Origin of the sequence: Aliiruegeria sabulilitoris (genome assembly GCF_001558155.1) — a bacterium.
GTDB lineage: Bacteria > Pseudomonadota > Alphaproteobacteria > Rhodobacterales > Rhodobacteraceae > Tropicimonas > Tropicimonas sabulilitoris.
This window is the reverse complement of sequence record NZ_LOAS01000007.1, coordinates 222,656-247,947: the sequence shown is the minus strand read 5'-3', so window position 1 is coordinate 247,947 and position 25,292 is coordinate 222,656. Positions and strand designations below refer to the sequence as shown.

Here is a 25,292-nt window from a genome sequence, read left to right as displayed (position 1 = left end):
TCTATGTCTCCTCGTCGAGTTGTTCTGCTGTTTGTTTGGGTGCGACAGGCAGTGAGATGCGGAAAACGGTGCGCCCGGGCACCGAGTCGACCGAAATCCAGCCCTTGTGTTCGGCGATGATCTTGCTGACCAAAGCCAGCCCGAGCCCGGTGCCGTTTTCCCGGCCGGACACGAAAGGTTCGAAAATCTCGTCGGCAATTTCGGGTTTCAGGCCGGGGCCATCATCGATGATCTCGATCTGAAGCGGCACGCGCGAGGTTGACTGTCCCTTGCGGCGTACGCGCAGGGAGGCATCGTAGAAGGTGCGAAGCTGGATCTCTCCCGGCGCGCCGGCCGACGCCTGCGCGGCGTTCTTCAGAAGGTTCTGAAATATCTGCAGGAGCTGGTCGGAATCGGCAAAGGTCGGCGGCAGCGAGGGGTCGTAATCCTCGACGATCTTCATATGGGCCGCAAAGCTCAGCACCGCCGATTTCCGCGCCCGGTCCAGAACGTCGTGGATATTCACCGGCTTGAGTGTCGGCGGGCGCAGGTTTCCGAACTGCTCCACCTGGTCGAGCAGCTTCACGATGCGCCGGCTCTCGGCCACGATCAGGTCGGTCAGCTCAAGGTCTTCCTTGGACAGGCTCATACTCAGTAGCTGGGCCGCGCCGGTGATGCCGGCGAGCGGGTTCTTGATCTCGTGGGCGAGCATCTCGGCCATGCCGATCGCCGATTTCGCGGCCTTGTCGGCGGAGATGGACCGCCCCAACCGCCCGGCGATCTCGCGCGGAGAGACGAGGAACAGCAGCCGTTCGGTATCGTTCGAGATCGGCGCGACCTGAACGTTGCAGATCACCGGCGCCTTTTCCCCGGTGCCGACATCCACGTCGTTGATGAAAAGCGGCGAGCGGTTCTTGCGCACACGCGCCAGCGCCTCTTCGACCGGCGCGTCGATGGCCAGCCGGTCATAGACAAGGCTGCCCTCGAGCGCCTTGATCGTCTTGTTGAAGAACAGCTCCCCGGCCGGGTTGATGGCCGTGATCCTGTCTTCTGGGTCTAGGACCAATGCAGGGATGGGCAAGGATGCCCAGATCGTTCCGGAACCGGGCATTACGCGGCCTCCATACTGCTCGTGGCGAAGGCATCCGCGATCATTCGCAGCACCTCGTCATTGTTGTTTTCTGTCTGGAGGCGCCGGCGCAGTCCGGCGGGATCGCCGGCCCTGTCCAGGTACCAACCGAGATGTTTGCGCGCCATCTTGTTGCCCAGGCGCGGCCCGTAAAATGCGAGCATGGCCTCGAAATGGCCGGCCACCATTTCTGCGAGTTCCCGCCCTTTGGGCACCTTCGGCGCCGGCGTTCCATAGATATCGGCCGCGATCCGGGCCAGCAGCCAGGGTTGCCCCTGCGCGCCACGCCCGACCATCACCCCGTCGGCGCCCGATGCCGCAAGCGCCGCGCGGGCCGAGGCGCTGTCCACGATGTCGCCATTGGCGATCACCGGGATCGAGACGGCCTGTTTGACCTCGGCAATCGCGTCCCAGTTCGCGTGCCCCTTGTAGAATTGCTGCCGCGTCCGGCCGTGGATGGTGACCATCTGCACGCCCGCCGCCTCGGCCCGGCGCGCGAGTTCGGCCGCGTTGTGGCACTCGTCATCCCATCCCAGCCGGCATTTGAGAGTCACCGGGATCGACACGGCGCCGATAACGGCTTCGATCAGGCTCAGCGCGTGGTCCAGATCGCGCATCAGCGCCGAGCCGCTGGCGCCCGCGCCGCTGGCGGAGGTCACCTTCTTGGCCGGGCAGCCCATGTTGATATCGATGATCCGCGCGCCGTTGCCTTCGACAACTCGCGCCGCCTCAGCCATCCAGTGGGCCTCGCGCCCGGCAAGCTGCACCGAGGTATTGCCCTGCCCGAATCCCAGTTCGGCCTTTTCCCGGACACCGGGTTTGGCCTGAACCATTTCCTGGCTGGCCACCATCTCGGACACCACCAGTCCCGCTCCGAAACGGGATACCAGCTGCCGGAACGGCAAATCGGTGATCCCCGCCAGCGGAGCCAGAAGAACAGGCGGTTTCAGGGGCAAGTTTGCAACGCAAACCGTCAAGTGCTCAATCCTTGTGCATACCCCGTTGTCGTATCTTGAACTCGCCGCCCATTCCAAGGTGAAGCGGTACAAAAAGCGACCGGAAAACAAACAACGCCCAATAATTGAGCATACAGACCCACGTTCGGCTTGGCCGTTGCCCTGCCTTTCGTCACCGAATAGACGGGAATCATGAAAACCAGCGAGACAAAGAGCGCCCGCCCGCAGGCCGTGCAGCACGTCGCGGCCGTGATCGTCGCCGCCGGCCGGGGCAGTCGTGCCGGAGGGCCGGTTCCGAAGCAATTTCAGCCGCTTGCCGGTCGTGCAATCCTTGCGCGCACGGTTGATCGTTTTCGCCGCCATGCACGGGTGGACGAGGTGGTCGTGGTGATCAATCCCGACGATGCCGCGCTGGTCGAAAGCATCCTGCCCGAAGATGTGGCACTTGTTGCGGGCGGCGACAGCCGGGATGCCTCTGTCGTAGCAGGTCTGAAAGCGCTCGGCCCGCAGGTGAGCCATGTTCTCATCCAGGACGGCGCCCGCCCGCTGGTGCCCGACACCGTGATCGACCACGTTCTCGACGCGCTCGAAAACTACCCCGGGGCCGCCCCCGCGCTTGCCGTGACCGATGCGCTCTGGCGCGGCGAAGACGGGCTGGTTCTCTCCCCGACCCCGCGCGACGGCCTGTTTCGGGCTCAGACGCCGCAGGGGTTCGACCTCGCCGCGATCCGTGCCGCCCAAGATGCCCATCCCGGCCTTGCGGCCGACGATGTCGAAGTGGCGCTGGCCGCCGGGCTGGACGTGGCCATCACGCAAGGCCATGAGGACAATATCAAGGTGACCCTGCCCGGCGATTTCGAACGCGCCGAGCAGATCCTTCGGAAAGGACAGAAAATGGATGTGAGGCTGGGCAACGGCTATGACGTGCACCGTTTCGGGACGGGCGACCACGTGGTGCTCTGCGGGGTGACGGTGCCGCATCCGCGCGGGCTGCAGGGGCATTCGGATGCCGATGTCGGCATGCACGCGATTACCGACGCGATCTATGGCGCGCTCGCCGAGGGCGATATCGGCCAGCATTTCCCGCCTTCCGATCCGCAATGGAAGGGGGCCGCGAGCGAGATCTTCCTGCGCCACGCGGTGGAGTTGGCGGCCTCCCGTGGCTACCGGATCGGCAATATCGACTGCACGCTCGTATGCGAACGCCCCAAGATCGGCCCGCACGCACCGGCCATGCGCGCCGCGCTGGCCGCGATTATGGGGCTGGAGGTCGACCGTATCTCGGTCAAGGCGACCACCTCCGAGCGGCTCGGCTTCACCGGCCGCGAAGAAGGCATCGCGTCCATCGCAACCGCAACGCTGGTGTCGGCATGATGGGCGCGAAACTGATCGCCACCTTTTTAGGGGTTGGCTTGCTGAAGCCCGCGCCCGGCACCTGGGGCTCGGCTGCGGCGATCCCGTTCGCCTATCTCCTTCACCTGAATGGCGGCTTCCCGGCGCTCGCCATCGGTACGCTCATCGCGTTCATTGCCGGCTGGGGGGCGACCGCGCTCTATATCGAGGGGGCCGGGAACACGGATCCGTCCGAGGTCGTCATCGACGAGGTCGTCGGCATGTGGATCGCCCTCTGGCCGCTGTCCTTCGGGCTTTGGCATGCCGGGCTGGATGGCGATATCTTTCCCTATCCCGGCTGGGTCGGCGGTTTCGTGATGTTCCGGATCTTCGACATCTGGAAACCCTGGCCGGTGTCCTGGGCCGATGGGATGCACAGTTCCCTCGGCGTGATGCTCGACGATGTGATCGCCGGCGTCATGGCGGCCCTTGTCGTCGCCGTCGCCGCCTTCATATCGCATTCCTTCCTGATGGGCTGAGCCAATGTTGCGCATCGTGGCAACCGTGGGCTATCTCGGCTGCATTCCCTTTGTCGGCCCCTTGCTGGCGTCGCTGGCCGGGTTGGTGACGGCGATCCTCGTATACCGTGGCACCGGGTCGCTGCAGCCGCTGGCCGCCATCTGGGCGCTCGTGCTTGCCACGACGATCTGGGCCCTGCCCCGCGCGCTGCGCGAGGATCCGGATGCGAAGGTGACCGTCATCGACCGCTATGCCGGGATATGGCTGGCCGCAGCGCCCGCGATCCCGCTAGCGGACCTGCTCGGCTCTAGCTTCTCCGCCGGCGCCATCATCGCCCTCGCAACGCCCGTACTGCTCTACACGCTGCTGCTCTCCGTCCCGCGGCACCTGTTCGACCGCGACACACGGCCCGTGCTGCGTCTGATCGACGATCTCGTGGCGGGCGCCCTCGCCGCCATCGGCACTTTGGCGGTCATGCTGGCGCTTCTCAGATTCCTTCCCGAGACCCTACCGACATGACAAACGAAACTGCCCTGTCCATCAAAGAGCTTGCCGAATCCCTGCTCGCCCACAGCCGGCGCCTCGGCCTCATGCTGGCCACCGCCGAGAGCTGCACCGGCGGGCTGATTGCCGGCGCGCTCACCGAAAGTCCGGGCTCCTCGGACATGTTCGACCGTGGCTTCGTCACCTATTCGAATGCCGCCAAGATGGAGATGCTCGGCGTCTCCCCCGAAACGCTTGAGTCATTTGGCGCGGTATCAGAGGAGGTCGCGCAGGAAATGGCCGAAGGTGCCTTGGCACGCTCGGCCGCTGATCTCGCCGTCGCGGTTACCGGCATCGCCGGCCCAGGCGGCAGCGAGTTCAAACCCGAAGGCCGCGTCTGTTTCGGCCTCGCCGCAACCGGCAAAGCCACGCTTGTCGAGACCATCGAGTTCGGCGCGCCCGGCCGTTCGGAAGTCCGCCAGGCCACGCTGCGCCACGCGCTCGAGATGCTCCTCGTCGCGGTTCGGAATCGCTGAAGCCCGTATTGCCGTCCCGTTTTGACCCCGCGAAGCCCGAGACCGACGGAGTTTCAATCCCGGCTTCAAATTAATCACCCGGCAGCGTTTTAGCCCAATTATCCATCTTTTACCGACGCGCCCACATTTTACCCAGCCAATGGCGAGCAAAGCCTCTTTTCTGCGCAGCCCCTTCACGCTTCACACCCCGAAACGCCCGCCAAACGGGCAAAAATATTTGGAGGGAAGGGAAATGGTGGGAGCCGATACCGCCTGGATCATCGTCGCGACGGCGTTGGTCCTGTTCATGACATTGCCGGGGCTGGCGCTGTTCTATGGCGGGCTGGTGCGCGCGCGCAACGTGCTCAGCGTCTTCATGCAATGCTACGCGATCGCCTGTGCCATGAGCATCGCATGGTTCGCCTTTGGCTATTCCATTGCCTTCGGCGAGGGGGGCAGCGGGCTCTGGGGCGGGCTGGGCAAGATGTTCCTGCTCGACATCACCCCCGAGACCGTCTCTGGCACCCTGCCCGAGATCCTGTTCTTCGCCTTCCAGATGACCTTCGCCATCATCACGCCTGCGCTGATCGTCGGCGCATATGTGGAACGGGTCGGCTTCGGTTTCGTCCTGCTTTTCTCCACGCTCTGGATGCTGCTCTGCTACGCACCGGTCGTGCACTGGATCTGGGGCGGCGGTTTCCTGGCCGATGGTGGCATTTTCGGCGAGGTCGGAACCAAGGACTTCGCCGGCGGCATCGTCGTGCATGAAACCGCCGGCCTCGCGGCGCTGATCGTGGCGATCTTCCTGGGTCCCAGACGCGACCGCAACAAGCCGCCGCATTCGCCCGGCTTCGTGATGATCGGCGCGGCCATGCTTTGGGTCGGCTGGTTCGGCTTCAACGGTGGCTCGCAGCTTGCCGCCGATGGCGGTGCCGCCATGGCCATGACCGTCACCCATATCTCGGCGGCCGCGGCCTCGCTCACCTGGGCGCTCTGGGAAAAGATCAAATACGGCACGCCCTCGCTCGTGGGCATGGTCACCGGCACCATCGCGGGCCTGGCCTCAATCACACCGGCCTCAGGGTTCGTCGGTCCCGTCGAAGCACTGATCATCGGGTCTGTCGCCGGCATCCTTTGCCAGGAGGCAGTCACCCTGGTCCGAAACGTGTTCAAGATCGACGACACGCTGGATGTCTTCGCCGTGCACGGCGTCGGCGGCATCTTCGGCACGATCATGATCGCAGCCTTCGGCGCCGGTTCATGGACCGCGCAAATTGGCGCGCTCGTCATTGTCGGTGCTTTCACCGCTGTAGTGACGATCGTCCTCGTGCTCGTGGTGCGCGCGATCACCCCGATGCGAGTCGACGCCGAAACCGAGACCAACGGTCTCGACCTGTCGGTGCACGGAGAACGTGCCTACGATATCATCTCGTAAATGTGCAGATGGGGGCGGAGCGATCCGCCCCCCGCTTCTTCTGACCGGTAATATCCCCGCCGGAAGCAGGCGCCGCGCAGTGGCGCCTTTTTCGTTGAACAAAACGGAACGTCCCTTCGGGCCGTTACTTCCTCCGGAGATGTTAGTGGTCAAATGAAGGCGTTCAGCGTCTTATCACGCGTAGAGTACGTTGGCCCGCTTTTCGAATGCGCCCATGATCTGGCGTTGCGCCTCGGTGAAGAACACGCCGGCAGTTTTTTGCAGGATCCTGTTCTTGAACTCGAAATCGATGTGGTAATCCACTTCGCAACCGCCCTGGACATCCCGGAAAGCCCATTTCGAGACCAGGTATTTGAACGGTCCGTCGATATATTCCGACACGATCGTACATTCCTGGCGATTCATCGTGACCTTCGTGCCGAATTTCTCCCGGAACACCTTGAACGAGACGATCATGTCGGCAATCTCCACCACCGCATCGCCGTCCTCGCGCCGGTCCCGGATCCGCGTTGCGGCTGTCCAGGGCAGAAATTTCGGGTAGGATTCGATATCCGAAACGAGATCGAACATCTGCTCCGCCGTATACGGCATGACGCGTTTGTCGGAGAAAGTATGCATCGTGCGGCGTTTGGCCCCCGGGTTCTTTTTTCGGATCGGCGTCACATGTCGTAGAGTTGGACGGCAAATTCAAGGGAAGCCAATGTCTTCGCGACCGTATGTCATCGATCAGCTGATCTCCGCCAAATCCATTGCTGCCCGCATCGAGGAACTTGCCCGCGAGATCGAGGCTGAATTCACGGACACCGACAAGCTCGTTGTCGTCGGCCTGTTGCGCGGTTCTTTCGTTTTCATTGCCGATCTCGTGCGTGAGTTGGACCTGCCGGTCGAGGTCGATTTCCTCGAGGCCTCCTCCTATGGAAACGCGATGAAGTCAAGCCGGGAAGTTCGCATTCTCAAGGACTTACGCGGCGAAATTGAAGGGCGCGACGTGCTGGTGGTCGAGGACATCATCGACACCGGGCACACCATGACCCGCGTTGCGGCCTTCCTTGGTGCGCGCAATCCCAAGCGGCTGCGCACGATCTGCCTGCTGGACAAGCCCGCTCGGCGCGAGGTGGCCTACAAGGCCAGTTGGACCGGATTCGAGATCCCGGACAAGTTCGTGGTTGGCTATGGAATCGATTTCGCCCAACGCAACCGGAACCTGCCCTATATCGGCACCGTTCGTTTCATCGACGATCCGCAAGACGCCCCCGAGGCCGTCTGAGCCGCGAACCAAGGACAGATCCCGGAGGCCATATGCTCAGCGCTCACTGGTTCATGCGGATGAAACGCTGGGTCCAGCATCCGCCCTCGCTCAAGCGGGTTCTGCTCGTATTCGCCGTGATCGCCCTTTGTCTGGCTCTTGTCGGACTTGAACGTCTGGGCGTGCTGCCGGACTGGATGCAAGCGGACCAGATCGGGCGCCGCCCGGGACTGCCACGCTTCTGAAACCGCCGTTATCCGCGCCGCCTGCTCCCGAAAGCGCCTGCGACCCTGCCTTGGCGGAACCATGCCGATCAGGACGGGATACAACCTTTGCGTTAGTGGGCAGCAGCCCCTAAGGTGCCGCCGTCCCGAAGCCCGAGTCCCGAAAGGAAAATCGGCATGCGCCGCGTCCTTACCCTGTTTTTCCTGTTGGCAATCGGGGGGCTGGCGCTGGCTTTCTGGCTGACACGTCCGCTCCCCTTCACCGCCGAGGACCTGCCCCCATTGAAGGGCGACGCCATTGCCGGCCGGCAGATCTTCCTCGCGGCAGGCTGCGCGTCTTGCCATGCGGATCGTGGCGCCGAGGCCCAGCAAGCGCCGATCCTGTCCGGCGGACGGCGGCTCTCGACCGAGTTCGGCGAGTTCATCACGCCAAATATCTCCTCCGATCCGGTGCACGGTATTGGCAGCTACAACCTCGCCGGCCTGGCCTCCGTGCTCAAGCGGGGCGTCACACCGGATGGGCGCCATCTCTACCCGGTCATGCCCTACACGACCTATACCCGGATGGACTTGCAGGATATCGCCGATCTCAAGGCGTTTCTCGACGATTTGCCCGCCTCCGACGAGGTGCCGCAACCACATGAGCTGTCCCTGCCCTGGTCGCTGCGCAGCGGGATCGGGCTCTGGAAGAAACGCTATCTCGATTCAAATTTCGTCGGCGCGGCCCCCAGCGAGCGGGTGGAACGCGGACGTTACCTCGCCGAAGCGCTCGGTCATTGCGCCGAATGCCACACCCCGCGGGACCGTTTCGGCGGGCTGGACAAGAGCCGGTGGATGGCCGGCGCACCGGGTTTCTCGGGGCGCGCTGAAGCCCCCAACGTGACACCGGCCGCGCTGGACTGGAGCCGAGACGAAATCGCGTGGTTCCTCGAAAGCGGACACAGCCCTCGGGATGAGATCGCCAGCAACGAGATGGAAGCGGTGATTTCCGGGTTGGGACAGTTGCCCAAGGACGACCTCGAGGCGCTCGCCTACTATCTGGCGAGCCTCGCGCCGATCGAGTGATCGCACACCGGAGTGGCCGGAATCGGCGCGCGTGAGAATTTCCCCGCGCGCCGGATTTCCTCAGCCGCGACCGAGCTTTTTCAGGCGCGCACTGCGCAGGCGCTCGAAATCGTCGCCGGCGTGATAGCTGGAGCGTGTCAGGGGCGTGGCCGAGACCATGAGGAAGCCTTTGCCATAGGCGGCCTTCTCGTAGGATTTGAACTCCTCGGGTGTCACGAACCGTTCCACCGCGTGATGTTTCGGCGTCGGCTGAAGGTATTGGCCGATGGTCAGGAAATCGATATCCGCCGAGCGCATGTCATCCATCGCCTGCAGCACGCCCTGGCGATCCTCGCCGAGGCCCACCATGATGCCCGACTTGGTAAACATCGTGGGGTCGATTTCCTTCACCCGTTGCAGCAAACGGAGCGAGTGGAAGTAACGGGCTCCCGGACGCACGGTCGGGTAGAGACCCGGCACCGTCTCGAGGTTGTGGTTGAAGACATCCGGCTTTGCTTCCACAACAATTTCAAGTACTTTCGGGTCGCACTTGAGAAAATCTGGAGTCAGGATCTCGATCGTGGAGTCCGGAGAGCGATGTCGAATGGCGCGGATGGTCTGCGCGAAATGTTCCGCCCCGCCATCTGCCAGGTCGTCGCGGTCCACCGAGGTGATGACGACATGTTTCAGGCCTAGTTTCTGGACCGCATCGGCCACGCGGCCCGGCTCGAAAACGTCGAGCGCATCGGGCCGCCCGGTTGCGACGTTGCAGAAGGTGCAGCCGCGGGTACAGATCTCGCCCATGATCATCATCGTGGCGTGACCGCGCGACCAGCATTCGCCCACATTCGGACAGCCGGCCTCTTCGCAAACGGTCGGCAGATTGTTGTCGCGCAGGATCTTGTGAGTACTGTTGTACCCCTCTCCGCCCGGCGCGCGGACACGAATCCAGCTCGGTTTCTTGGGCTGGGCATTGTCGGGCCGGTGGGCCTTTTCGGGATGGCGTTCGCCGGGGATCTTCAGATCGCGCATGATGCTACCTCTCCGCCCGTCTGATAGGGCCGTCTGGTCGAATGTAACATCAGATTTCGGGATGTCCCGCAATGCATGGCGGATTTGCCGCATTTGCATGCCTGGCCAACAGCGCTGCGGGCAACCTTGCTGCCGGCTTGCGCGACGTCCATTTCGCGGATGCAGAAACGCCATTGTTCCCCTGAAAACATCGGCGTATCCGGACGCGACGGTCCTGCGCGACCCAGACGTTCTGAACATTTACGGGGATTGCCCAATGCAAGTCGGCTACAAGCTTCCGAAACTCACCTTTCACACCCGCGTCCGTGACGACTCCATCGGCGGACCCAATCCTTTCCGTTGGCAGGACATGACGACAGCGGATTACTTCGCCGGCAAGCGGGTTGTCCTGTTCTCCCTGCCCGGCGCTTTCACACCGACCTGCTCGACCTACCAGCTGCCCGGATTCGAGAACGGTTTTGCCGATTTCGTGGCCCTGGGCATCGACGAGATCTATTGCATGTCGGTCAATGACAGCTTCGTTATGAACAAGTGGGCGCAAGGCCAGGAGCTGAAGAACGTCAAGGTGATTCCGGACGGCTCGGGCGAGTTCACCCGACGGATGGGCATGCTGGTGCGCAAGGACAATCTCGGCTTCGGCCTTCGGTCCTGGCGCTACGCGGCCGTGATCAAGTACGGTGTGGTCGAGGCGTGGTTCGAAGAACCCGGCATTTGCGACAACCATGCCGAGGACCCGTATGGCGTATCCTCGCCAGAAACCGTCCTTGCGTGGCTGCGCGAGGAGGCGTCCGCCGCCGCCTGACGGCACGCATCAAGAGACGTTTCCATCGCCCGGCCAAATTGGCCGGGCGTTCTTCGTTGCGACGCGCGGTGTTCCCGCACTTCTTATGCAGTTTAGCTCCGGAATCAGGTTTCGTGCGCCCGCGCGTGGGTTCCGACGAAAATCGCCAGCGCGTTGCGATAGTAATCCGTGGGCCGCATCATCAGGCCCCGTCCTCGTCCCGGATCCATGACGCGCATCCTGCCACCGTGGGCATGCGACACGACGACAGCGTGGCTGAAGACATCTCCGGTTCGCCCCCGCGCCCAAAAGAGCATATAAATGTAGCCGTATTGCCGGAGGCGTGCAGCCAGCATATCCGTGCTCAGCGCAGCACCGGATACGGGTTCGAAATGAACGTTCCCGAAATGCTCCAACAGGCCGACGCCACCTAGAGTTGCCGACCCTTCTTCGGTGAGCGCGCCGGGATAGCGCGCCATTTCGGCCTCGATTGCCTCTTCGCTGACCGCCTGCGCGCCGCGAATGATCCGGGAACACGCCGTCGTCCAGCTTTCATAAGCTGCAGACCAGCATTGGTGCGCCTCTTGCTCGATTTCGGGCGGGTCGTTGAGGGGAATGCTGTAGGTCATGGCTCAATCCCTCTACCGGAATGGGTCGTCCGAAGTATGACCGAATGCAAGCTGGCGCGCCTTGTTTTGCGTCAAGAAATGCCCGCTGCGCGCTCGAAAGACTGTCCGGGTCGGTGGACGAAGCGCTCGTCTGAGTTTTTGCATCCCACGTCAGGCAGATCGAAAATAACGGCCCATACGGATGGACCTCCTGAAAAAAACGGGCGCTCCAAGGAGCGCCCGAGACACGAGGTAATCGCCTTTGACGGCTCAGCCGATCATGCCGCGGCCAGGCCCGTATTCTTCTTCGTAGTGACGGGCGAGGCGCTGCAGGGCGATCCGCAGCACGATCTTGCCTGATCGGGCCGACCAGCCAAGGCGCCTTTCGGTCGCCTCCAGCCCTTCGAGATAGCAGCAGCAGCGTAACACCATGTCTCCGAGCCCCGGGCCGAGTTCTTCCAGTGCCTTGGCGACGCGGTCCCGCGCCCCTTCAGGGCCGGAAACCGGATCACCGGCGTGAAAACCGCCCCGCGTGCCAGCGGTCAGGAAGCGCTCCCAGTTCTGGGTGACGCGCGGTCCCATTTGGGCAAGCTCGAAATCTTCGCGAAGCCGTTCCGCCGCAACAACCAGTTCCGGGTCGAGAAAGGTGGTTCCGTCTTTTTCACGACGGCGCGAGAGGGCGACGACCGGGCTTTCGGCCATGTTGTAGCGCACCCGGCGGGGCTTTGCGCTGTCCGTGTCTTCGAGCACCACCTTGTGGCCCCATTCGCGGTGCTGGTCGCCGAAGGGCATCGGTGCTTCGGCAAAACCGCCCGCGGCGGCGCGATCCTCGCTCAGCAGGCGTTTCAGCGCCGAACGGCCCGCAGCGGTGATGGAATAGCTCGCAATGCGGCCTGCAGATTTGCAGACGATCCATTCCTTCAGCACGAAGGCATGGGCCACGTTTCGGTCTACCACGGCGGTCCGGTTGGTGCTGCCATCGGGCATCTCTCGCAGCACGGCGGCCTTTTCCATATCGGTGGCGACTGCGAGCACAGCTCCGCTTTCCGCCAGCCGACGCAATACACGGCGCGCCTCTCGATTCACGGTAGCCTCGTCACAAAGTCTGCGGCTGGGCATGTCCACAGGAGCGAAATGAGCTGTCATGGGGGCGGTCTCCTCAGGTCCTGAACTGTTGTTGTCGCAGGTTCTGAAATGTACCTTGCCCAGATGCGCCAGCGCCTCGTCCACCAGCGGGTCGTCCCGCCGTTGCTCGAAACGCCGGATGCGGCGCAGGATCGTCGAGGCACGACAGCCTTCGGCACGGGCGACTTCGCGGATCGAGAGCCCCTGCTCGGTATGCCGAAGGTAGTGCATGGCGGCCTGCGGGACCCATCCGGGCACCTGGCCCTTCTGCTTTTCTTGTGCCTGTCCCGTCATAATGCCCCCTTGACGTCCATTCTGTTTTGCTTTTCGGGCCCCCAACACCTAGCGGTGGATTGGTTACTCACAGGTTAATTTCAGAACCTGCGACCAGAATTGTTTAAAATTCGCAAACAATTCTAAGGGCCGCGCTCGGTCTTATCCACAGAATCGCAACGGGTGCCAAAGTTGTGCCACGTTTCTGCCACATTCACGGAGACCTGACATGACCGACTTCACACAAGCCCTCGCCTCCCTGCGCCGCCCTGGTCTGCTGATCCGTGCCGCGCGCTATGGTCAACAAGGCTATGACCGCAAACGTGACCTCAAGCGCATCGCCGGAGGCGAGGAGATCCCCGCTCCTGACCGCGCCGTAAAGCGGTTGATGGACCTGGAAGCGGAGCTGGAATACAGCCGCCGCAGCCGGGATGCCGCCTATTCCGCCTCCCGCCATGTGGAAACCCTGATCGCGCTCATGGCCGAAGCCCGCGCGCTCTTCAACCGCGGCCCTGTGGCCGTCTGACCCCCCGCGCCGCGGGATTGCGGCGCTACTTCCTTCGTGTATCCCTCGACTGCGCGGCCTCCCCCCGGAGTGCCGCGCCTTTTTCCTGTCCGTGGCGCGACTTGAGAACCTGCAGGCAAAAGCCTAACGCTTGCCGCAGCAACCGAGGGCGGATTCCATGCGCATCGTCTCCCTTGTCCCATCCTGGACGGAAACGCTCATCGCGGCCGGTCTGCCGCCGGTCGGGCGCACCCGATATTGCATTCATCCCGCGGCGAAAGTGGCCGAAATCCCTGTCATCGGTGGCACGAAAGACGTTGATTGGCAGGGCGTGGCCGCATTGAACCCGGAGCTGATCCTTGCCGACAGGGAAGAAAATCAGCGCGAGGTTCTGAAGCGCGCTCCCTGCCCGGTCTTCGTTAGCCATGTCACGGACATACCGTCGCTTATCGACGATCTGCGCCGGCTGGAAGCATGGCTCTGCTCCCGGCTTGGTCACGACACCGGGCTGCGCGCGCTGCGCGAACGCTGGTGTGTCCAGGCCAGAACGGTGCGCCATACAGATCCATCAGACCTGCCGGCCATCCGGCACTGGATCCAACGACCAGGCGGCAAGGTAGACCGGATCTTCTACATGGTCTGGCGCGATCCATGGATCGCCGCCTCCCGACATACATTCATCGGCGCCATCTTCGGCGCTCTGGGCATCGGAGACATGATTCCCGAATTGCCGTCCCCTTACAGCACGGTGGATCTCGACGCGGTTGCCGGCCCATCGAACCTGATCCTGTTTCCGAGCGAACCCTATCCGTTCGAAACACCGGGTACGATTCCACCTGATCTGGTCCGGAAAGGCCCATGCGCGATTGTCGACGGCGAAGCCTATGCCTGGTACGGCATCCGAAGTCTGCGGATGCTCGAAGCGATCCCACCGGTTCGGGTGAGTCGCGCAATCCCGCCCGGGGGATAGACCAGGCTACAGGAACGAATCGGACTCAGCGGCCTTCCGCTCGGCCACGAACGCGTCCAGCGCTTCGCGAATGGCCGGGTCCAGGGACGGCGCCTGGTAATCTGCGAGCAATTTCCTGACCCGAATGCTGGCCAGCGCCTGCGTATCCCGCGCGCCCTGTTCCTCCCATGTCTCGAACGGTTTGTAGTCGAGCAGGTCGGAACGCCAGAACGCGTCCTTGAAATTCCGCTGGGTATGGGCGCAACCGAGGTAGTGGCCTCCCGGCCCGACCTCCCGGATCGCGTCGAGCGCCTGCGCCTCCTCGTCGATCTTCACGCCCTCGGCCATCCGGTGCAGCACCCCGAGCTGGTCGGCATCCATCACGAATTTCTCGTAGGAGGAAACAAGCCCGCCCTCCAGCCAGCCACAGGCATGCAGCATGAAGTTCACACCCGACAGAAGTCCGGTATTGAGCGAGTTCGCCGTCTCGTAGGCGGCTTGCGCATCGGGCAGCTTGGAGCCGTTGAACGACCCCGCCGAGCGGTATGGCAGGCCAAGACGCCGCGCCAGCTGCCCCGCGCCATAGGTGATCTGCGCCGCTTCCGGCGTGCCAAAGGTGGGTGCGCCCGAATTCATGTCGATCGAGGTGACGAAGGCGCCCATGATCACCGGAGCGCCGGGGCGGATGAGCTGAGAATAGGCGACGCCAGCCAAAACCTCGGCCAGAACCTGCGTCAGCGTGCCCACCGCCGAAACCGGCGCCATCGCACCGCCGACGATGAAGGGAGAAATGATGCAGGCCTGATTCGCAGCGGCATAGACTTCGAGCGCCCCCATCATCGTGGCGTCGAAGGTGAGCGGCGAGTTGATATTGATAAGCGAGGTCATCACCGTGCGGTCATCCAGCCCGCCGAACAGGATCTCGCACATCTCGACCGAGTCGCGCGCCCGGCTCGGCTCGGTCACCGACCCCATGAAGGGCTTGTCCGACAGCGTCATATGCGCATGCAGCATATCCAGATGGCGCTTGTTCACCGCGACATCCGTCGGCTCGCAAACCGTGCCGCCTGAATGGTGCAGCCATTTCGACATGTAGCCGAGCTTCACAAAATTGCGGAAATCTTCGATGGTCGCATAGCGCCGCCCGCCATCGGCATCGCGCACGAAGGGCGGGCCGTAGACAGGCGCCAGCACGAGGCTGCGCCCGCCTATTTCCACGTTTCGTTCCGGGTTGCGGGCGTGTTGCGTGAACATGCCCGGCGCGGTTTCGCAAAGCTTGCGTGCCAGCCCGCGCGGAATGCGCACCCGCTCGCCCGAAACATCCGCGCCAGCCGCCTTCCAGCGCTCCAGCGCCGCCGGGTTCTCGACGAAGGCGACGCCGATCTCTTCCAGAACGGTCTCGGCATTGTGCTCGATGATCTGAAGCGCTTCTTCGGTCAGCATCTCCAGGTCGGGAATATTGCGTTCGATGAAACGGGCGCATTCGATCCTGACTGCCGTGCGCTCGGCTCGCCGCGCGGCACCGCCGCCTCCGCGTCCCCGCCTCCGTGTCGCCGCTTCCGTCATCTCACACTCCTCGTCCGGTCTTCGTCCTGATGGTTTAGCCCGGAGAGCTGCGCCATTCCGACGCGTTTTGCGGCACCTCGGGTGCGAAAGCGACATTGTGAGCCATTAACCCATGGTCACCACCAAGGTGCCGGCGCGGTGCCGCGAGTCGAGCGCGGTATGGGCCGCGCGGATCTCGTCCAGTTGAAAGACCTGTTCGACCACCGGCCGCAATTTCCCTTCGCCAATCCAGCCCAGCAAGCTGTCCAGATCCTCGCGCTTGTCCAGGCTCACGCCCGTCACCATTTTCGGTCCGCGCCGCAGCCGGTTGGTCAACGCCTCAAACAGCACCGTCCAGTTCATGTTGAGCGCCACGAATCGTCCCTGCTCCGACAAGGCCCGGCGACTGGCCTTGAGCGAACTCGCCCCGACGCAATCGATCACAACATCCCAGGTCTGCCCGGATTCCGCGAAGTCCTCATGGCGATAGTCAAAGACCCGCCCCGCGCCCAGTTCCCGCATCAGAGAGGCGTGATCGGAACGGCAGACGGCATCGACCTCTGCTCCCAGTACGCGGGCGATTTGCACCGCATGGACCCCGACTGCACCCGAGGCGCCGACCACCAGCACGCGCTCTCCCGGCTGCAACCGGGCGAAATCCCGCAGGAACACCAGCGCAGACAGGCCGCCAAAGGGCAGGCTCGCCGCTGCTTCCGGCGAAAGCGCATCCGGACGCTCAAGGATCGCGCCATCCTCCGACATGGCGACATATTCCGCATGGGCCCCGGTGACGGAGAACCCGACCACCGCCTGCCCGATCGCAAACCGCTCGCTCCCTTTCCCGCGTGCAACGACCCGTCCGGCGAAACCACCGCCCAGAACCGGTTTGCGTGGCCGGAAGATCCCGAACATCAGCCGCCCTGGCAATGCGGTAAAGGATGGGAAAGCCGCCGCCCGCAACCGCCAATCCGCGCTCGTGACTGCTGCCGCCTCGACCTGCACTAGAACCTGCCCCGGACCGGGCTCCGGCCGCGCCATCTCTTCCACCGTGACCACCTCTGGCCCGCCATATCGCCGATACACCGCCGCTCTCATCATCTTCACTCCACGTTTCCTGTTGCCCGAACCCTAGCGATAACATTCCATGCAATGAATTGACCAAACCCGCCTCTCTGTTATGCATATTTGCATGGACTGGCGTTCTGTGAAATTCGACTGGAACCGGGCCCGAGCCTTCCTCGTCACCGCCGAGGAGGGCTCACTCTCGGCGGCCGCCCGTGCGCTCGGCCAGGCCCAGCCAACGCTTGGCCGGCAGGTCTCGGCACTCGAAGACGAACTTGGCCTGGCTCTGTTCGAACGCAACCGGCGCGGCCTCACGCTCACCCCGGCCGGGCTGGATCTGCTGGAGCATGTCCGCAGGATGGGAGATGCCGCCACCCGGGTCTCCCTCGCCGCCGCCGGCCAGTCGCAACAGATCGAAGGGGATATCTGCCTCACCGCCTCCGACATCTACGCCGCCTACCTGTTGCCGCCCATCATCGCCCGCATCCGCCGCGCCCATCCCGGCATCCGCGTCGAAATCCGCGCCACCAACGATCTCGCCGATTTGCGCCGTCGCGAAGCCGATATTGCCATTCGCAACACCCGCCCCGAGGACCCGGCGCTCATCGCCCGCAAGCTCCGCGACGACACCGCCCGACTCTACGCAACCCCCGGCTACCTCGCCACGCTCCCCACGCCGCTGACAGAGGAAACACTGAAACAGGCCAAGTTCGTCGGCTGGGACCACGGCCCGACCTACCGCGAACAACTGGCCCATATCGGACTTCACCTCGAGGCGGAGAATTTCCCCCTCATCACCGCCGACCATGTCGTGCAATGGCAACTCGTCAAACAGGGCCTTGCCATCGGCATCGTCCCGAGCGCCCTCGGCGATTCCGACCCGAGCGTACAACGCGTCCTGCCCGACATGCCCCCCATAACCTTCCCGATCTGGCTCGCCTCACATCGCGACCTCGCCACATCGCGCCGCATCCGCACCGTCTTCGACCTCCTCGCCGAATCCCTCTCCCACGCCTGACATTCCGCGCAGCCAACGCCCCGTCATCTTTCCCAAATTATCCTCGGGGGGAGCCTGCCCCTGGCAGGCGGGGGGCAGACAGCCCCCCGACCGCTCACAACCCTTGCGCCCGGCCGCGGAGAAATCTACTCAGGCGCCATGACCAGCCAGATTCATGACCGCCTCCTGATTATCGACTTCGGCAGCCAGGTAACGCAGCTCATCGCCCGTCGCCTGCGCGAGTTGAACGTCTATTGCGAGATCCACCCCTACCAGAAGGTGGACGCCGTCTTCATCCGCGAGATGGCCCCCAAGGCCGTGATCCTCTCCGGCGGACCGGACAGCGTCACCCGCGACGGCTCGCCCCGCGCACCCCAGGAGCTCTTCGAGATGGGCCTGCCCATCCTCGGCATCTGCTACGGCCAGCAGGTGATGATGCACCAACTCGGTGGAAAGGTGGAAAGCGGCCATGGCACAGCCGAGTTCGGCCGCGCCTATGTCACCCCGACAGAGGCCAAGCTCGACATTCTCAAGGGCTGGTTCACGCAAGGGCGCGAGCAGGTCTGGATGTCCCATGGCGACCATGTAAGCCAGATCGCACCCGGCTTCGAGGTCTATGGCACCTCGCCCAACGCCCCCTTCGCCATCACCGCCGATGCATCGCGTCGTTTCTATGCCGTGCAGTTCCACCCGGAAGTCCACCACACCCCCAACGGCGCGAAACTCTACGAGAATTTCGTGAAGCTGGCCGGTTTCCAGGGCGACTGGACCATGGGCGCCTATCGCGAGGAAGCGATCGCGCGCATCCGCGAACAGGTCGGCGACAAGAAGGTCATCTGCGGCCTGTCCGGCGGCGTGGACAGCTCCGTCACCGCGATCCTGCTGCACGAGGCCATCGGCGACCAGCTCACCTGCGTCTTTGTCGATCACGGCCTGCTGCGCAAGAACGAGTCCGAAGAGGTCGTGGCCATGTTCCGCGACAACTATAATATCCAGCTCATCCACGCCGACGAGAGCGAGCTCTTCCTCGGTGAGCTGGACGGCCAGTCCGACCCGGAGACCAAGCGCAAGATCATCGGCAAGCTCTTCATCGACGTGTTCCAGAAACATGCCGACACGATCGAGGGCGCGGAGTTCCTCGCGCAAGGAACCCTCTACCCGGACGTGATCGAGTCGGTGAGCTTCTCCGGCGGCCCCTCGGTTACCATCAAGAGCCACCACAATGTCGGCGGCCTGCCCGAGAAGATGGGGCTGAAGCTCGTCGAGCCGCTTCGCGAACTGTTCAAGGACGAGGTCCGCGCCCTTGGCCGCGAGCTTGGCCTGCCGCAAAGCTTTATCGGCCGCCACCCCTTCCCCGGACCGGGCCTCGCCATCCGCTGCCCCGGCGAGATCACCCGGCCCAAGCTCGACATCCTGCGCGAAGCCGATGCCGTCTATATCGACCAGATCCGCAAGCACGGGCTCTATGACGAGATCTGGCAGGCCTTTGTCGCCATCCTTCCGGTCCGCACCGTCGGCGTCATGGGCGACGGGCGCACCTATGACTATGCCTGTGCGTTGCGCGCGGTGACGAGCGTCGACGGCATGACCGCTGATTACTATCCGTTCAGCCACGAATTCCTCGGCGAGACCGCCACACGGATCATCAACGAGGTGCCGGGCATCAACCGCGTCACGTATGACATCACCTCCAAACCTCCGGGGACCATCGAATGGGAATAACAGTCACAGGTTACATCGACGTGCCGGAAGACCGCCGCGCCGTTGTCGCGCCCGCATTTGAAGAGCATATGCGCCTGAGCCTGCTGGAGCCCGGCTGCGAAATGTTCGAGCTGCGCCAGGACAGCGACGTGCCCGGTCGCTTCCATGTCAGTGAGCGCTACGCGGATTCCGACGCCCTCGAAGCCCACAAGGCCCGCGCTGCCGCGTCCGACTGGGCGCGCATCAGCGAAGGCCTGCCGCGCAACCTCGAGTTCGTGGAAGACTGACCCCGTGCCCGCCGATCCCAGGTTGTCCTCCGAAAAGAGCGTTGGGCTCGGCAACCCGCATTTCGTCTATTTCTTCGATGAGGGTTTCGCGCCCTGCTCGATGGTTTCCATCCATTCCGTGCTGGCCAGAACGCCGGGGCCTGTCCGGCTCACCCTGCATCCGACCTTCGAGAGCAAGTGGCTCGCGCCGGATGTGGCCGCGCTCTCGGATGCCTTTCCCGCCGCCCAGATCACCGTACGCGAGGTCGATCTCGCCCCCTGGCGTCACCTGCCACGCGGACGGCTGCCGCTGGCGGCGCGCTCCCGCTTGCTGCTGCCCTCCATCCATTCCGGCCGCGTGCTCTATCTTGACGGCGACGCGCTTGCCCGCCGGGACCTGACGCCGCTCTGGGAAACGGATCTTGAGGGAAACTGCATCGGCGCCGCGCTCGCGCCGGGTGTCCAGGCCATCCTGGAACGCTACGAACGCTCCCGCTCGCCCGAAGCCCGCAAGGCCGGCGAGAAGACCCTCGCGCGCGGCGAGAAGCTCGACGGGATCGACATGCGCCGCTATTTCAATTCCGGCGTGATGCTGCTCGATCTGGACGCCATCACGGCCAAGGGGCTGGACGCCCGGATGATGGATATCGAGGCCACCGCCCGCTACACATCGCGCGATCAGGACTGGCTCAACATGGTCTTTCGCAACGAGACCTTCGTGCTCGATCCGACCTGGAACTCGGGCTGGGGCAACCCACGCACGGACCGCCCCTATATCTCGCCCGAGCTGCGCGCGCATTTCCGCCAGAGCCGTGAAGATCCGGCCGTAATCCATTATACGGGCTTCGAAAAACCGTGGTCGAGCCGACGCCCGCCCTTCAAGATCCACATGCTGACCAAGCCGCTCGAACGCCGGTTGCGCGCCCGCTACTGGGCCGAGTTCCAGGCAGAACGCGATGCGGCCGAAGCCGTTCTGGGCCGCACACTCTGGCCATGAACGAGGCACATCCCCTGCGCGCGGGCCTCTGGATGGCCGGGGCAATTTCCTCCTTTTCGCTGATGGCCGTGGCCGGGCGCGCGGTCTCCTTCGAACATGACACGTTCGAGATCCTCTTTTATCGCTCCATCGTGAGCTTCCTGCTGGTGCTGATCGTCGGCACGGCCACGGGCGCCATTCGGCAGGTCAACACGCAGAACATGCGCCTGCACCTGCTGCGCAACGTCTTTCACTTCACCGGGCAGAACCTGTGGTTCTTCGCACTCGCGCTGATCCCGCTGGCCCAGGTGATCGCGCTGGAATTCACCTCGCCGATCTGGGTGGCGCTGCTGGCGCCGCTGGTGCTTGGGGAACGTCTCACGCGACGCAGCGCGATTGCCGCATTCGTGGGCTTTGCCGGCGTGCTCGTTGTGGTGCGCCCGCAGATCGGCGGGCTTTCTCCGGCCATGATCGCCGCGGCGGCCTCGGCTATCGGCTTTGCCGGCTCCGCGCTCTTCACGCGCAAGCTGACCCGCACAGCGACCATCACCTGCATCATGTTCTGGCTCACGGTCATGCAGGCGGTGATGGGGTTCATCTGTGCGGGAATTGACGGACAGATCGCCCTGCCCTCGGCGCAGGCGGTGCCATGGCTGGCGCTGATCGGGCTGACGGGGCTGTCGGCCCATTTCTGCCTCTCATCCGCGCTGTCGCTCGCTCCGGCATCCATTGTCATGCCGATGGATTTCCTTCGGCTGCCGGTCCTGGCGCTGATCGGGCTGCTTTTCTACGGCGAGTCGGTCGATGCATTGGTGATTCTCGGCGCAGTGATCATCTTCTGTGCAAACTGGCTCAATCTGCGGCCGCGTCGTTGATTCGCGCGGCTTCGCCCGCATCCGGTAAGGTTACGTTAAGTAACTTGTGATCCGATTGACGCAACATCCCCTTCTGGAGCTCGTGACCCAGCGTAAAAATTGACCCGTTTGGAAACCCCTCCATAGGATCCGTGGCACAAATCACAAAACGACAGCGGCGTGTACGGGCGCGCCGCCAACTGAACGAACACGAGGGAAGAGACATCATGAAAACATGGGTGACGACTGTGTCGCTTTTAGCGCTCACAGCCGGAGGAGCTGTTGCCGGAGGCCTCGACAGGACGGGACAGCCGATCCAGGCCTTGTTTGAACCGGGCGGGGAAAATGGCAACTATGCCGAGCTCGGATTTGCCAGGACTTTCGTCAATCTCGACGGCACTGGCGTTGGCATCGATTCCTACAGCGCGATCAATCCGGGCCTGAACGTCCCGAGCGGCACGGGCTACAGAAATGTCGGAAACGATTTCAACAGCTTCGGCGCAGCGCTGAAGCTCAAGTTCAACGAGAACTGGTCCGGCGCGATCATCCTCGAGAACCCCTATGGCGCCGATGTGTCCTATTCGGGCGATCCGATGACCACCGAGCTTGGCGGCACCAGCGCGCTGGCGGAGACCACCTCGGCGACCTTCTACCTGCGCTACAAGTTCGACAATAACTGGAGCGCCTATGGTGGCCTGCGCCTGCAGAAGGCCAGCGGCGACATCACCCTGTCTGGGCGTTCCTACGGGCTGACCGAGCAAGCCGCCGGGACCGCGGCCTACCAGGCGGCACTGGCCGGCTATCCGAGCTCGGTTGTCTCCACGCTGGCCGGTACCGCGAACGGATATTCGGTCGAGTTGGAGGAAGACTGGGCGCTCGGTTACGTGCTCGGCGCCTCCTACGAGATCCCCTCCATCGCCGCGCGGGTCTCCTTGACCTACAACTCGGAGATCGAGCACGAGATGGCGACCACCGAGAGCGGCCCGACCGTTCTCGTCGGAGTCGATCCCTCGACCGGCGCGCCGATTGCCGTTCCGGTTTTTGACGGCGAGTCGACGACCAAGGTGAAGACACCGCAATCGGTCAATCTCGAATTCCGTACCGGCATCGCGGCAGATACGCTGCTCTTCGGTTCGATCCGCTGGGTCGACTGGAGCGCCTTCCGCATCGATCCGAAGAACTTCATGGAAGTCACCGGCAGCGGGCTTGTCGACCTGGAGGACACCACGACCTATGCCATTGGCATCGGGCGCAAGTTCACCGAGGAATGGGCGGCCTCCGTCGCTGTCAGCTACGAGTCCCCCGGCGACGACATGGTCTCGCCGCTCGCCCCCACGACCGGCCTTTGGGCAATTGCGGTCGGCGCCTCCTATGACATGGGCGACATGACCATCACCGGCGGCGTCCGCCATTCCTGGCTGGGCGACGCCAATGCCGAGACCGGCACGCCGGACACGACCCGCGCCATCTTCGAAAGCAATTCGGGCACGTCTGTCGGTCTGCGGATCGGCTACGATTTCTAAGGTCCCGAACGGACGCCCCGACAGCACAGGACACGCTGTCGGGCCAACGGAACAGAACGCCCCGCCAGATTGTTGGCGGGGCGTTTTTCTTTGTGCGGCGCCTGGGCTTTCCACAGGAATCTCGCCCCAAGGACGCCCCGCAACGACCCCAAAAATGCCGCGAGCGGCGACGTATATCGGTTCGGTGACGTTTGACGGAGAGACCTATGGCCCTTTTTCGGAAACCTTTCTTCAAAAGTGGAAACTCCGGCGTGGAGGCCGACTATATCGCCGGTGTCACGTACATTCAGCGCGGAGACTGGGCGGCTGCGAGCCGGCATTTTCTGCGCGCGGCCGAAGGTGGGCATATCTCCGCGCTCTACAATCTCTCCCTCATCTGGGGCAGCGGCACGATAACGCCCTATGATTTCGATGCCGCCGCGGATTGCTGGTACAAGGCAGCGGCCGCCGGCCACCCCAAGGCAAAGGAAAGCCTGTGGCTTCTGGAGGCCGCCGACAGAGGCGGATTCGGCTCCGACAACCTTGTCGCACTGCTACAAAGCCAGCCCGGTCAGGGTGACGTCCTGCCAGCGGTGTTGATGATCTGCGCGGCGCGTTTCTACGACGTCGTCTGCAAACAATACGGCGCGACAAGCGATGTCATCGCCTATGAACTGGACGGCGCAATGACCAGCGACTGGAAATTCGTCCATGACTACGTCAAACGAACAGGGATTGACCGTTCAGTCTATGAAGGCGGCCTTGAGCGCCTGAAAGAGGGGTCTGCCGCCGATCAGGTGACGGATGGTCTGAATGATTTCTCCAACGCTTTGCGGCAGAAGGGTTTCGACCAGAAACTGATCGTGATGGCGCGATGTTCCATCGTTGGCTACATCATCCAGAAATCGCCTTTCGGCGGCCGTGCCGAAGCTCTGCGCGGGGCAGACAGCTTCTTTCGGTAGCACGCCTGCCGCATTTACCCGTGCCGGACCCTGCCGGTAAGCGCCTTGACGGCAAAGCGCACCGCCCGCCCCAAGCAAAGGAACGCTTGGCGACCGAAGGGTTGGTCTTGATGCTGGCCGGTATCGTCTCCATGTCGTATAAACTCGTTCAGGTGAGGCGAAAGGGGCAACCCCATGCGAATCCTTGTTTCTGTGGTCCTGGCCATCGCGGTCATGACGGCAATGGTAATTGGTATTACTCTGGCGGGAGCGGCACTGGCCGGCTCAGCGAGCAAGGCCTTTGACCAGGGCCCGGTGAAGAGCGGGCTGATCCCGCGTATTGCCTTCATCCTGCTCTGGGTGCTGATCTTCGGCATCTCGCTCGGCATCATCGGAGCGGCGTGATGGCACAACGATTTGGCGGAAAGTATTCTCCCGACGGCAGCACCGGCACCCAAACCGGCGCCGCCCCGACCGGGCGGCCTGTAACCACTCCGGCCGCGCGCAAACGCGGCGCGGCGCGGGTGAACCTGCTCTATCTTGCCCCGATCCCGCTGCTCTTTCGCGCGTTCGGACAGGATGCCGTCGGCATGGCGGTGGACCTTGCCGCGGCCGCGGTTCTGGTCTTCGGCGTCTTCACGCTCTCCGAGGGGCTCAAGGCCGAAGCTGCCTATGAGGAACGCAAGGTCGCGCGCCGCCCGGCCATTCCGCGCAAGATCATCGCCGCCGCCCTCGCCGGGCTCGGCGTCTTTCTCGCCGCCTATGCGCCACAGGCCGGAAGCATGCTCCAGCCGCTCGTCTATGGCGTGATCGCCCTCGTGCTCCATCTGGCCGCGTTCGGGCTCGACCCCCTGGCCGATAAAAACGTCGAGGGCGTCGACCAGTTTCAGCAGGATCGCGTCGCCCGCGTGGTCGACGAGGCGGAGGATCAACTCGACCGCATGGGCGCGGCCATTCTGCGCGCGGGCGACCGCCAGTTGGAACGCCGAGTCGAGACCTTCCAGGCCACCGCGCGCCACATGTGCCGCACGGTCGAGGAAGACCCGCGCGACCTGACCGCCGCGCGCAAGTTCCTCGTCGTCTATCTGCAGGGCGCGGCCGAGGCGACGGTCAAGTTCGCCGATCTCTATGCCCGCCGCCGCGACCCGGAGGCGCGCGCGAGCTACACTGCGCTTCTGGACGATCTGGAACGTAATTTTACTGCCAAGACCGAAACGCTGATGGAGTCCGATCGCAGCGCGCTCGATGTGGAAATCGAGGTATTGCGCGACCGGCTGCAGCGCGAAGGCGTCAGAATGGATTGACCCAAGGTT

28 protein-coding genes are annotated in these 25,292 nt (G+C 63.6%); 20 read left to right on the top strand and 8 right to left on the bottom strand.

All coding sequences use genetic code 11. From position 1 onward, the window contains the following. Position 1 precedes the first annotated feature (1 nt). The gene (locus tag AX756_RS07330) at positions 2–1,090 is read right to left on the bottom strand and encodes a two-component system sensor histidine kinase NtrB (RefSeq protein ID WP_068309800.1); all 1,089 of its coding nucleotides are present in this window, start codon (positions 1,088–1,090) and stop codon (positions 2–4) included. Then, positions 1,090–2,085, bottom strand: a complete 996-nt coding sequence (gene dusB, locus AX756_RS07325; RefSeq protein WP_068309799.1) for a tRNA dihydrouridine synthase DusB — start codon at positions 2,083–2,085, stop codon at positions 1,090–1,092. Before dusB ends, AX756_RS07330 begins: the two co-directional genes overlap by 1 nt. A gap of 171 nt (positions 2,086–2,256) precedes the next feature. Between dusB and AX756_RS07320 the strand changes: the two genes are divergently transcribed. From AX756_RS07320 to AX756_RS07300, 5 genes are all read left to right on the top strand, one after another. Continuing rightward, positions 2,257–3,438: a bifunctional 2-C-methyl-D-erythritol 4-phosphate cytidylyltransferase/2-C-methyl-D-erythritol 2,4-cyclodiphosphate synthase gene (locus AX756_RS07320; protein WP_068309798.1), complete on the top strand. Its 1,182-nt coding sequence runs from the start codon at positions 2,257–2,259 to the stop codon at positions 3,436–3,438. Beyond that, complete coding sequence (locus tag AX756_RS07315) at positions 3,435–3,935, top strand: phosphatidylglycerophosphatase A family protein (protein ID WP_068309797.1); 501 nt, start codon at positions 3,435–3,437, stop codon at positions 3,933–3,935. Before AX756_RS07320 ends, AX756_RS07315 begins: the two co-directional genes overlap by 4 nt. Positions 3,936–3,939: 4 nt before the next feature. Then, positions 3,940–4,434 carry a phosphatidylglycerophosphatase A gene (locus AX756_RS07310; protein WP_068309796.1) on the top strand — a complete coding sequence of 165 codons (495 nt, stop codon included), beginning with the start codon at positions 3,940–3,942 and terminating at the stop codon, positions 4,432–4,434. After that, complete coding sequence (locus tag AX756_RS07305; RefSeq protein ID WP_068309795.1) at positions 4,431–4,934, top strand: CinA family protein; 504 nt, start codon at positions 4,431–4,433, stop codon at positions 4,932–4,934. Before AX756_RS07310 ends, AX756_RS07305 begins: the two co-directional genes overlap by 4 nt. 232 nt (positions 4,935–5,166) lie before the next feature. Beyond that, complete coding sequence (locus AX756_RS07300; protein ID WP_068309794.1) at positions 5,167–6,348, top strand: ammonium transporter; 1,182 nt, start codon at positions 5,167–5,169, stop codon at positions 6,346–6,348. A 174-nt stretch (positions 6,349–6,522) separates the two neighbouring features. On the opposite strand, the gene AX756_RS07295 is transcribed toward AX756_RS07300, so the two are convergent. Continuing rightward, positions 6,523–6,966: a type II toxin-antitoxin system RatA family toxin gene (locus AX756_RS07295; protein ID WP_068309793.1), complete on the bottom strand. Its 444-nt coding sequence runs from the start codon at positions 6,964–6,966 to the stop codon at positions 6,523–6,525. An 82-nt stretch (positions 6,967–7,048) separates the two neighbouring features. Here AX756_RS07295 and hpt point away from each other — a divergent pair, with 82 nt between their 5' ends. The 3 genes from hpt to AX756_RS07280 all read left to right on the top strand — a co-directional run bounded on the left by hpt (position 7,049) and on the right by AX756_RS07280 (position 8,883). Continuing rightward, a complete protein-coding gene (hpt, locus tag AX756_RS07290) occupies positions 7,049–7,615 on the top strand; it encodes a hypoxanthine phosphoribosyltransferase (protein WP_068309792.1) in 567 nt (188 codons plus the stop codon). A gap of 32 nt (positions 7,616–7,647) precedes the next feature. Beyond that, entirely contained in the window at positions 7,648–7,839 is a 192-nt protein-coding gene (locus AX756_RS07285) for a hypothetical protein (RefSeq protein WP_068309791.1), read from the top strand. Between the two features lie 156 nt (positions 7,840–7,995). Continuing rightward, positions 7,996–8,883, top strand: a complete 888-nt coding sequence (locus tag AX756_RS07280) for a c-type cytochrome (protein WP_068309790.1) — start codon at positions 7,996–7,998, stop codon at positions 8,881–8,883. A 60-nt stretch (positions 8,884–8,943) separates the two neighbouring features. Here the strand turns inward: AX756_RS07280 and lipA are convergent, their stop codons facing one another. Then, positions 8,944–9,894, bottom strand: coding sequence for a lipoyl synthase (lipA, locus tag AX756_RS07275; protein WP_068309789.1), 951 nt, complete (start codon positions 9,892–9,894; stop codon positions 8,944–8,946). Positions 9,895–10,150: 256 nt separating this feature from the next. Here lipA and AX756_RS07270 point away from each other — a divergent pair, with 256 nt between their 5' ends. Then, the gene (locus tag AX756_RS07270; protein ID WP_068309788.1) at positions 10,151–10,696 is read left to right on the top strand and encodes a peroxiredoxin; all 546 of its coding nucleotides are present in this window, start codon (positions 10,151–10,153) and stop codon (positions 10,694–10,696) included. A gap of 104 nt (positions 10,697–10,800) precedes the next feature. On the opposite strand, the gene AX756_RS07265 is transcribed toward AX756_RS07270, so the two are convergent. Together AX756_RS07265 and AX756_RS07260 are read right to left on the bottom strand one after the other, a co-directional pair. Beyond that, a complete protein-coding gene (locus tag AX756_RS07265; RefSeq protein WP_068309787.1) occupies positions 10,801–11,304 on the bottom strand; it encodes a hypothetical protein in 504 nt (167 codons plus the stop codon). Between the two features lie 249 nt (positions 11,305–11,553). After that, positions 11,554–12,702, bottom strand: a complete 1,149-nt coding sequence (locus AX756_RS07260) for a DUF6456 domain-containing protein (protein ID WP_068309786.1) — start codon at positions 12,700–12,702, stop codon at positions 11,554–11,556. Between the two features lie 208 nt (positions 12,703–12,910). Between AX756_RS07260 and AX756_RS07255 the strand changes: the two genes are divergently transcribed. Further along, the gene (locus tag AX756_RS07255; RefSeq protein ID WP_068309785.1) at positions 12,911–13,207 is read left to right on the top strand and encodes a DUF6477 family protein; all 297 of its coding nucleotides are present in this window, start codon (positions 12,911–12,913) and stop codon (positions 13,205–13,207) included. Between the two features lie 157 nt (positions 13,208–13,364). Beyond that, the gene (locus AX756_RS07250; protein ID WP_068309784.1) at positions 13,365–14,156 is read left to right on the top strand and encodes a helical backbone metal receptor; all 792 of its coding nucleotides are present in this window, start codon (positions 13,365–13,367) and stop codon (positions 14,154–14,156) included. A 6-nt stretch (positions 14,157–14,162) separates the two neighbouring features. Here AX756_RS07250 and AX756_RS07245 read toward each other — a convergent pair whose 3' ends face one another. Together AX756_RS07245 and AX756_RS07240 are read right to left on the bottom strand one after the other, a co-directional pair. Then, positions 14,163–15,701 (bottom strand): trimethylamine methyltransferase family protein, encoded by a 1,539-nt coding sequence (locus AX756_RS07245; protein ID WP_068309783.1) that lies wholly within the window; start codon positions 15,699–15,701, stop codon positions 14,163–14,165. A 105-nt stretch (positions 15,702–15,806) separates the two neighbouring features. Further along, on the bottom strand, positions 15,807–16,778 hold the full coding sequence (locus AX756_RS07240; RefSeq protein ID WP_231701003.1) for an NAD(P)-dependent alcohol dehydrogenase: 972 nt from the start codon (positions 16,776–16,778) through the stop codon (positions 15,807–15,809). Between the two features lie 91 nt (positions 16,779–16,869). On the opposite strand from AX756_RS07240, the gene AX756_RS07235 reads away from it, so the two are divergent. The 9 genes from AX756_RS07235 to AX756_RS07195 all read left to right on the top strand — a co-directional run bounded on the left by AX756_RS07235 (position 16,870) and on the right by AX756_RS07195 (position 25,283). Then, positions 16,870–17,760 carry a LysR family transcriptional regulator gene (locus tag AX756_RS07235; protein ID WP_194247540.1) on the top strand — a complete coding sequence of 297 codons (891 nt, stop codon included), beginning with the start codon at positions 16,870–16,872 and terminating at the stop codon, positions 17,758–17,760. A gap of 138 nt (positions 17,761–17,898) precedes the next feature. Further along, the gene (guaA, locus tag AX756_RS07230; RefSeq protein WP_068309780.1) at positions 17,899–19,461 is read left to right on the top strand and encodes a glutamine-hydrolyzing GMP synthase; all 1,563 of its coding nucleotides are present in this window, start codon (positions 17,899–17,901) and stop codon (positions 19,459–19,461) included. Continuing rightward, positions 19,452–19,727 carry a putative quinol monooxygenase gene (locus tag AX756_RS07225; RefSeq protein ID WP_068309779.1) on the top strand — a complete coding sequence of 92 codons (276 nt, stop codon included), beginning with the start codon at positions 19,452–19,454 and terminating at the stop codon, positions 19,725–19,727. The genes guaA and AX756_RS07225 overlap by 10 nt, the downstream gene beginning before the upstream one ends. 4 nt (positions 19,728–19,731) lie before the next feature. Beyond that, positions 19,732–20,703, top strand: a complete 972-nt coding sequence (locus AX756_RS07220; RefSeq protein ID WP_163887133.1) for a glycosyltransferase family 8 protein — start codon at positions 19,732–19,734, stop codon at positions 20,701–20,703. Next, positions 20,700–21,557: a DMT family transporter gene (locus tag AX756_RS07215; RefSeq protein WP_068309777.1), complete on the top strand. Its 858-nt coding sequence runs from the start codon at positions 20,700–20,702 to the stop codon at positions 21,555–21,557. Before AX756_RS07220 ends, AX756_RS07215 begins: the two co-directional genes overlap by 4 nt. 206 nt (positions 21,558–21,763) lie before the next feature. Continuing rightward, positions 21,764–23,059 carry an OmpP1/FadL family transporter gene (locus AX756_RS07210; protein ID WP_068309776.1) on the top strand — a complete coding sequence of 432 codons (1,296 nt, stop codon included), beginning with the start codon at positions 21,764–21,766 and terminating at the stop codon, positions 23,057–23,059. A gap of 206 nt (positions 23,060–23,265) precedes the next feature. Then, on the top strand, positions 23,266–24,000 hold the full coding sequence (locus AX756_RS07205) for an SEL1-like repeat protein (RefSeq protein ID WP_068309775.1): 735 nt from the start codon (positions 23,266–23,268) through the stop codon (positions 23,998–24,000). A gap of 174 nt (positions 24,001–24,174) precedes the next feature. Beyond that, on the top strand, positions 24,175–24,384 hold the full coding sequence (locus AX756_RS07200; RefSeq protein ID WP_068309774.1) for a hypothetical protein: 210 nt from the start codon (positions 24,175–24,177) through the stop codon (positions 24,382–24,384). Beyond that, positions 24,384–25,283 carry a 5-bromo-4-chloroindolyl phosphate hydrolysis family protein gene (locus AX756_RS07195; protein ID WP_068309773.1) on the top strand — a complete coding sequence of 300 codons (900 nt, stop codon included), beginning with the start codon at positions 24,384–24,386 and terminating at the stop codon, positions 25,281–25,283. The genes AX756_RS07200 and AX756_RS07195 overlap by 1 nt, the downstream gene beginning before the upstream one ends. The last annotated feature ends 9 nt before the right edge of the window (positions 25,284–25,292 follow it).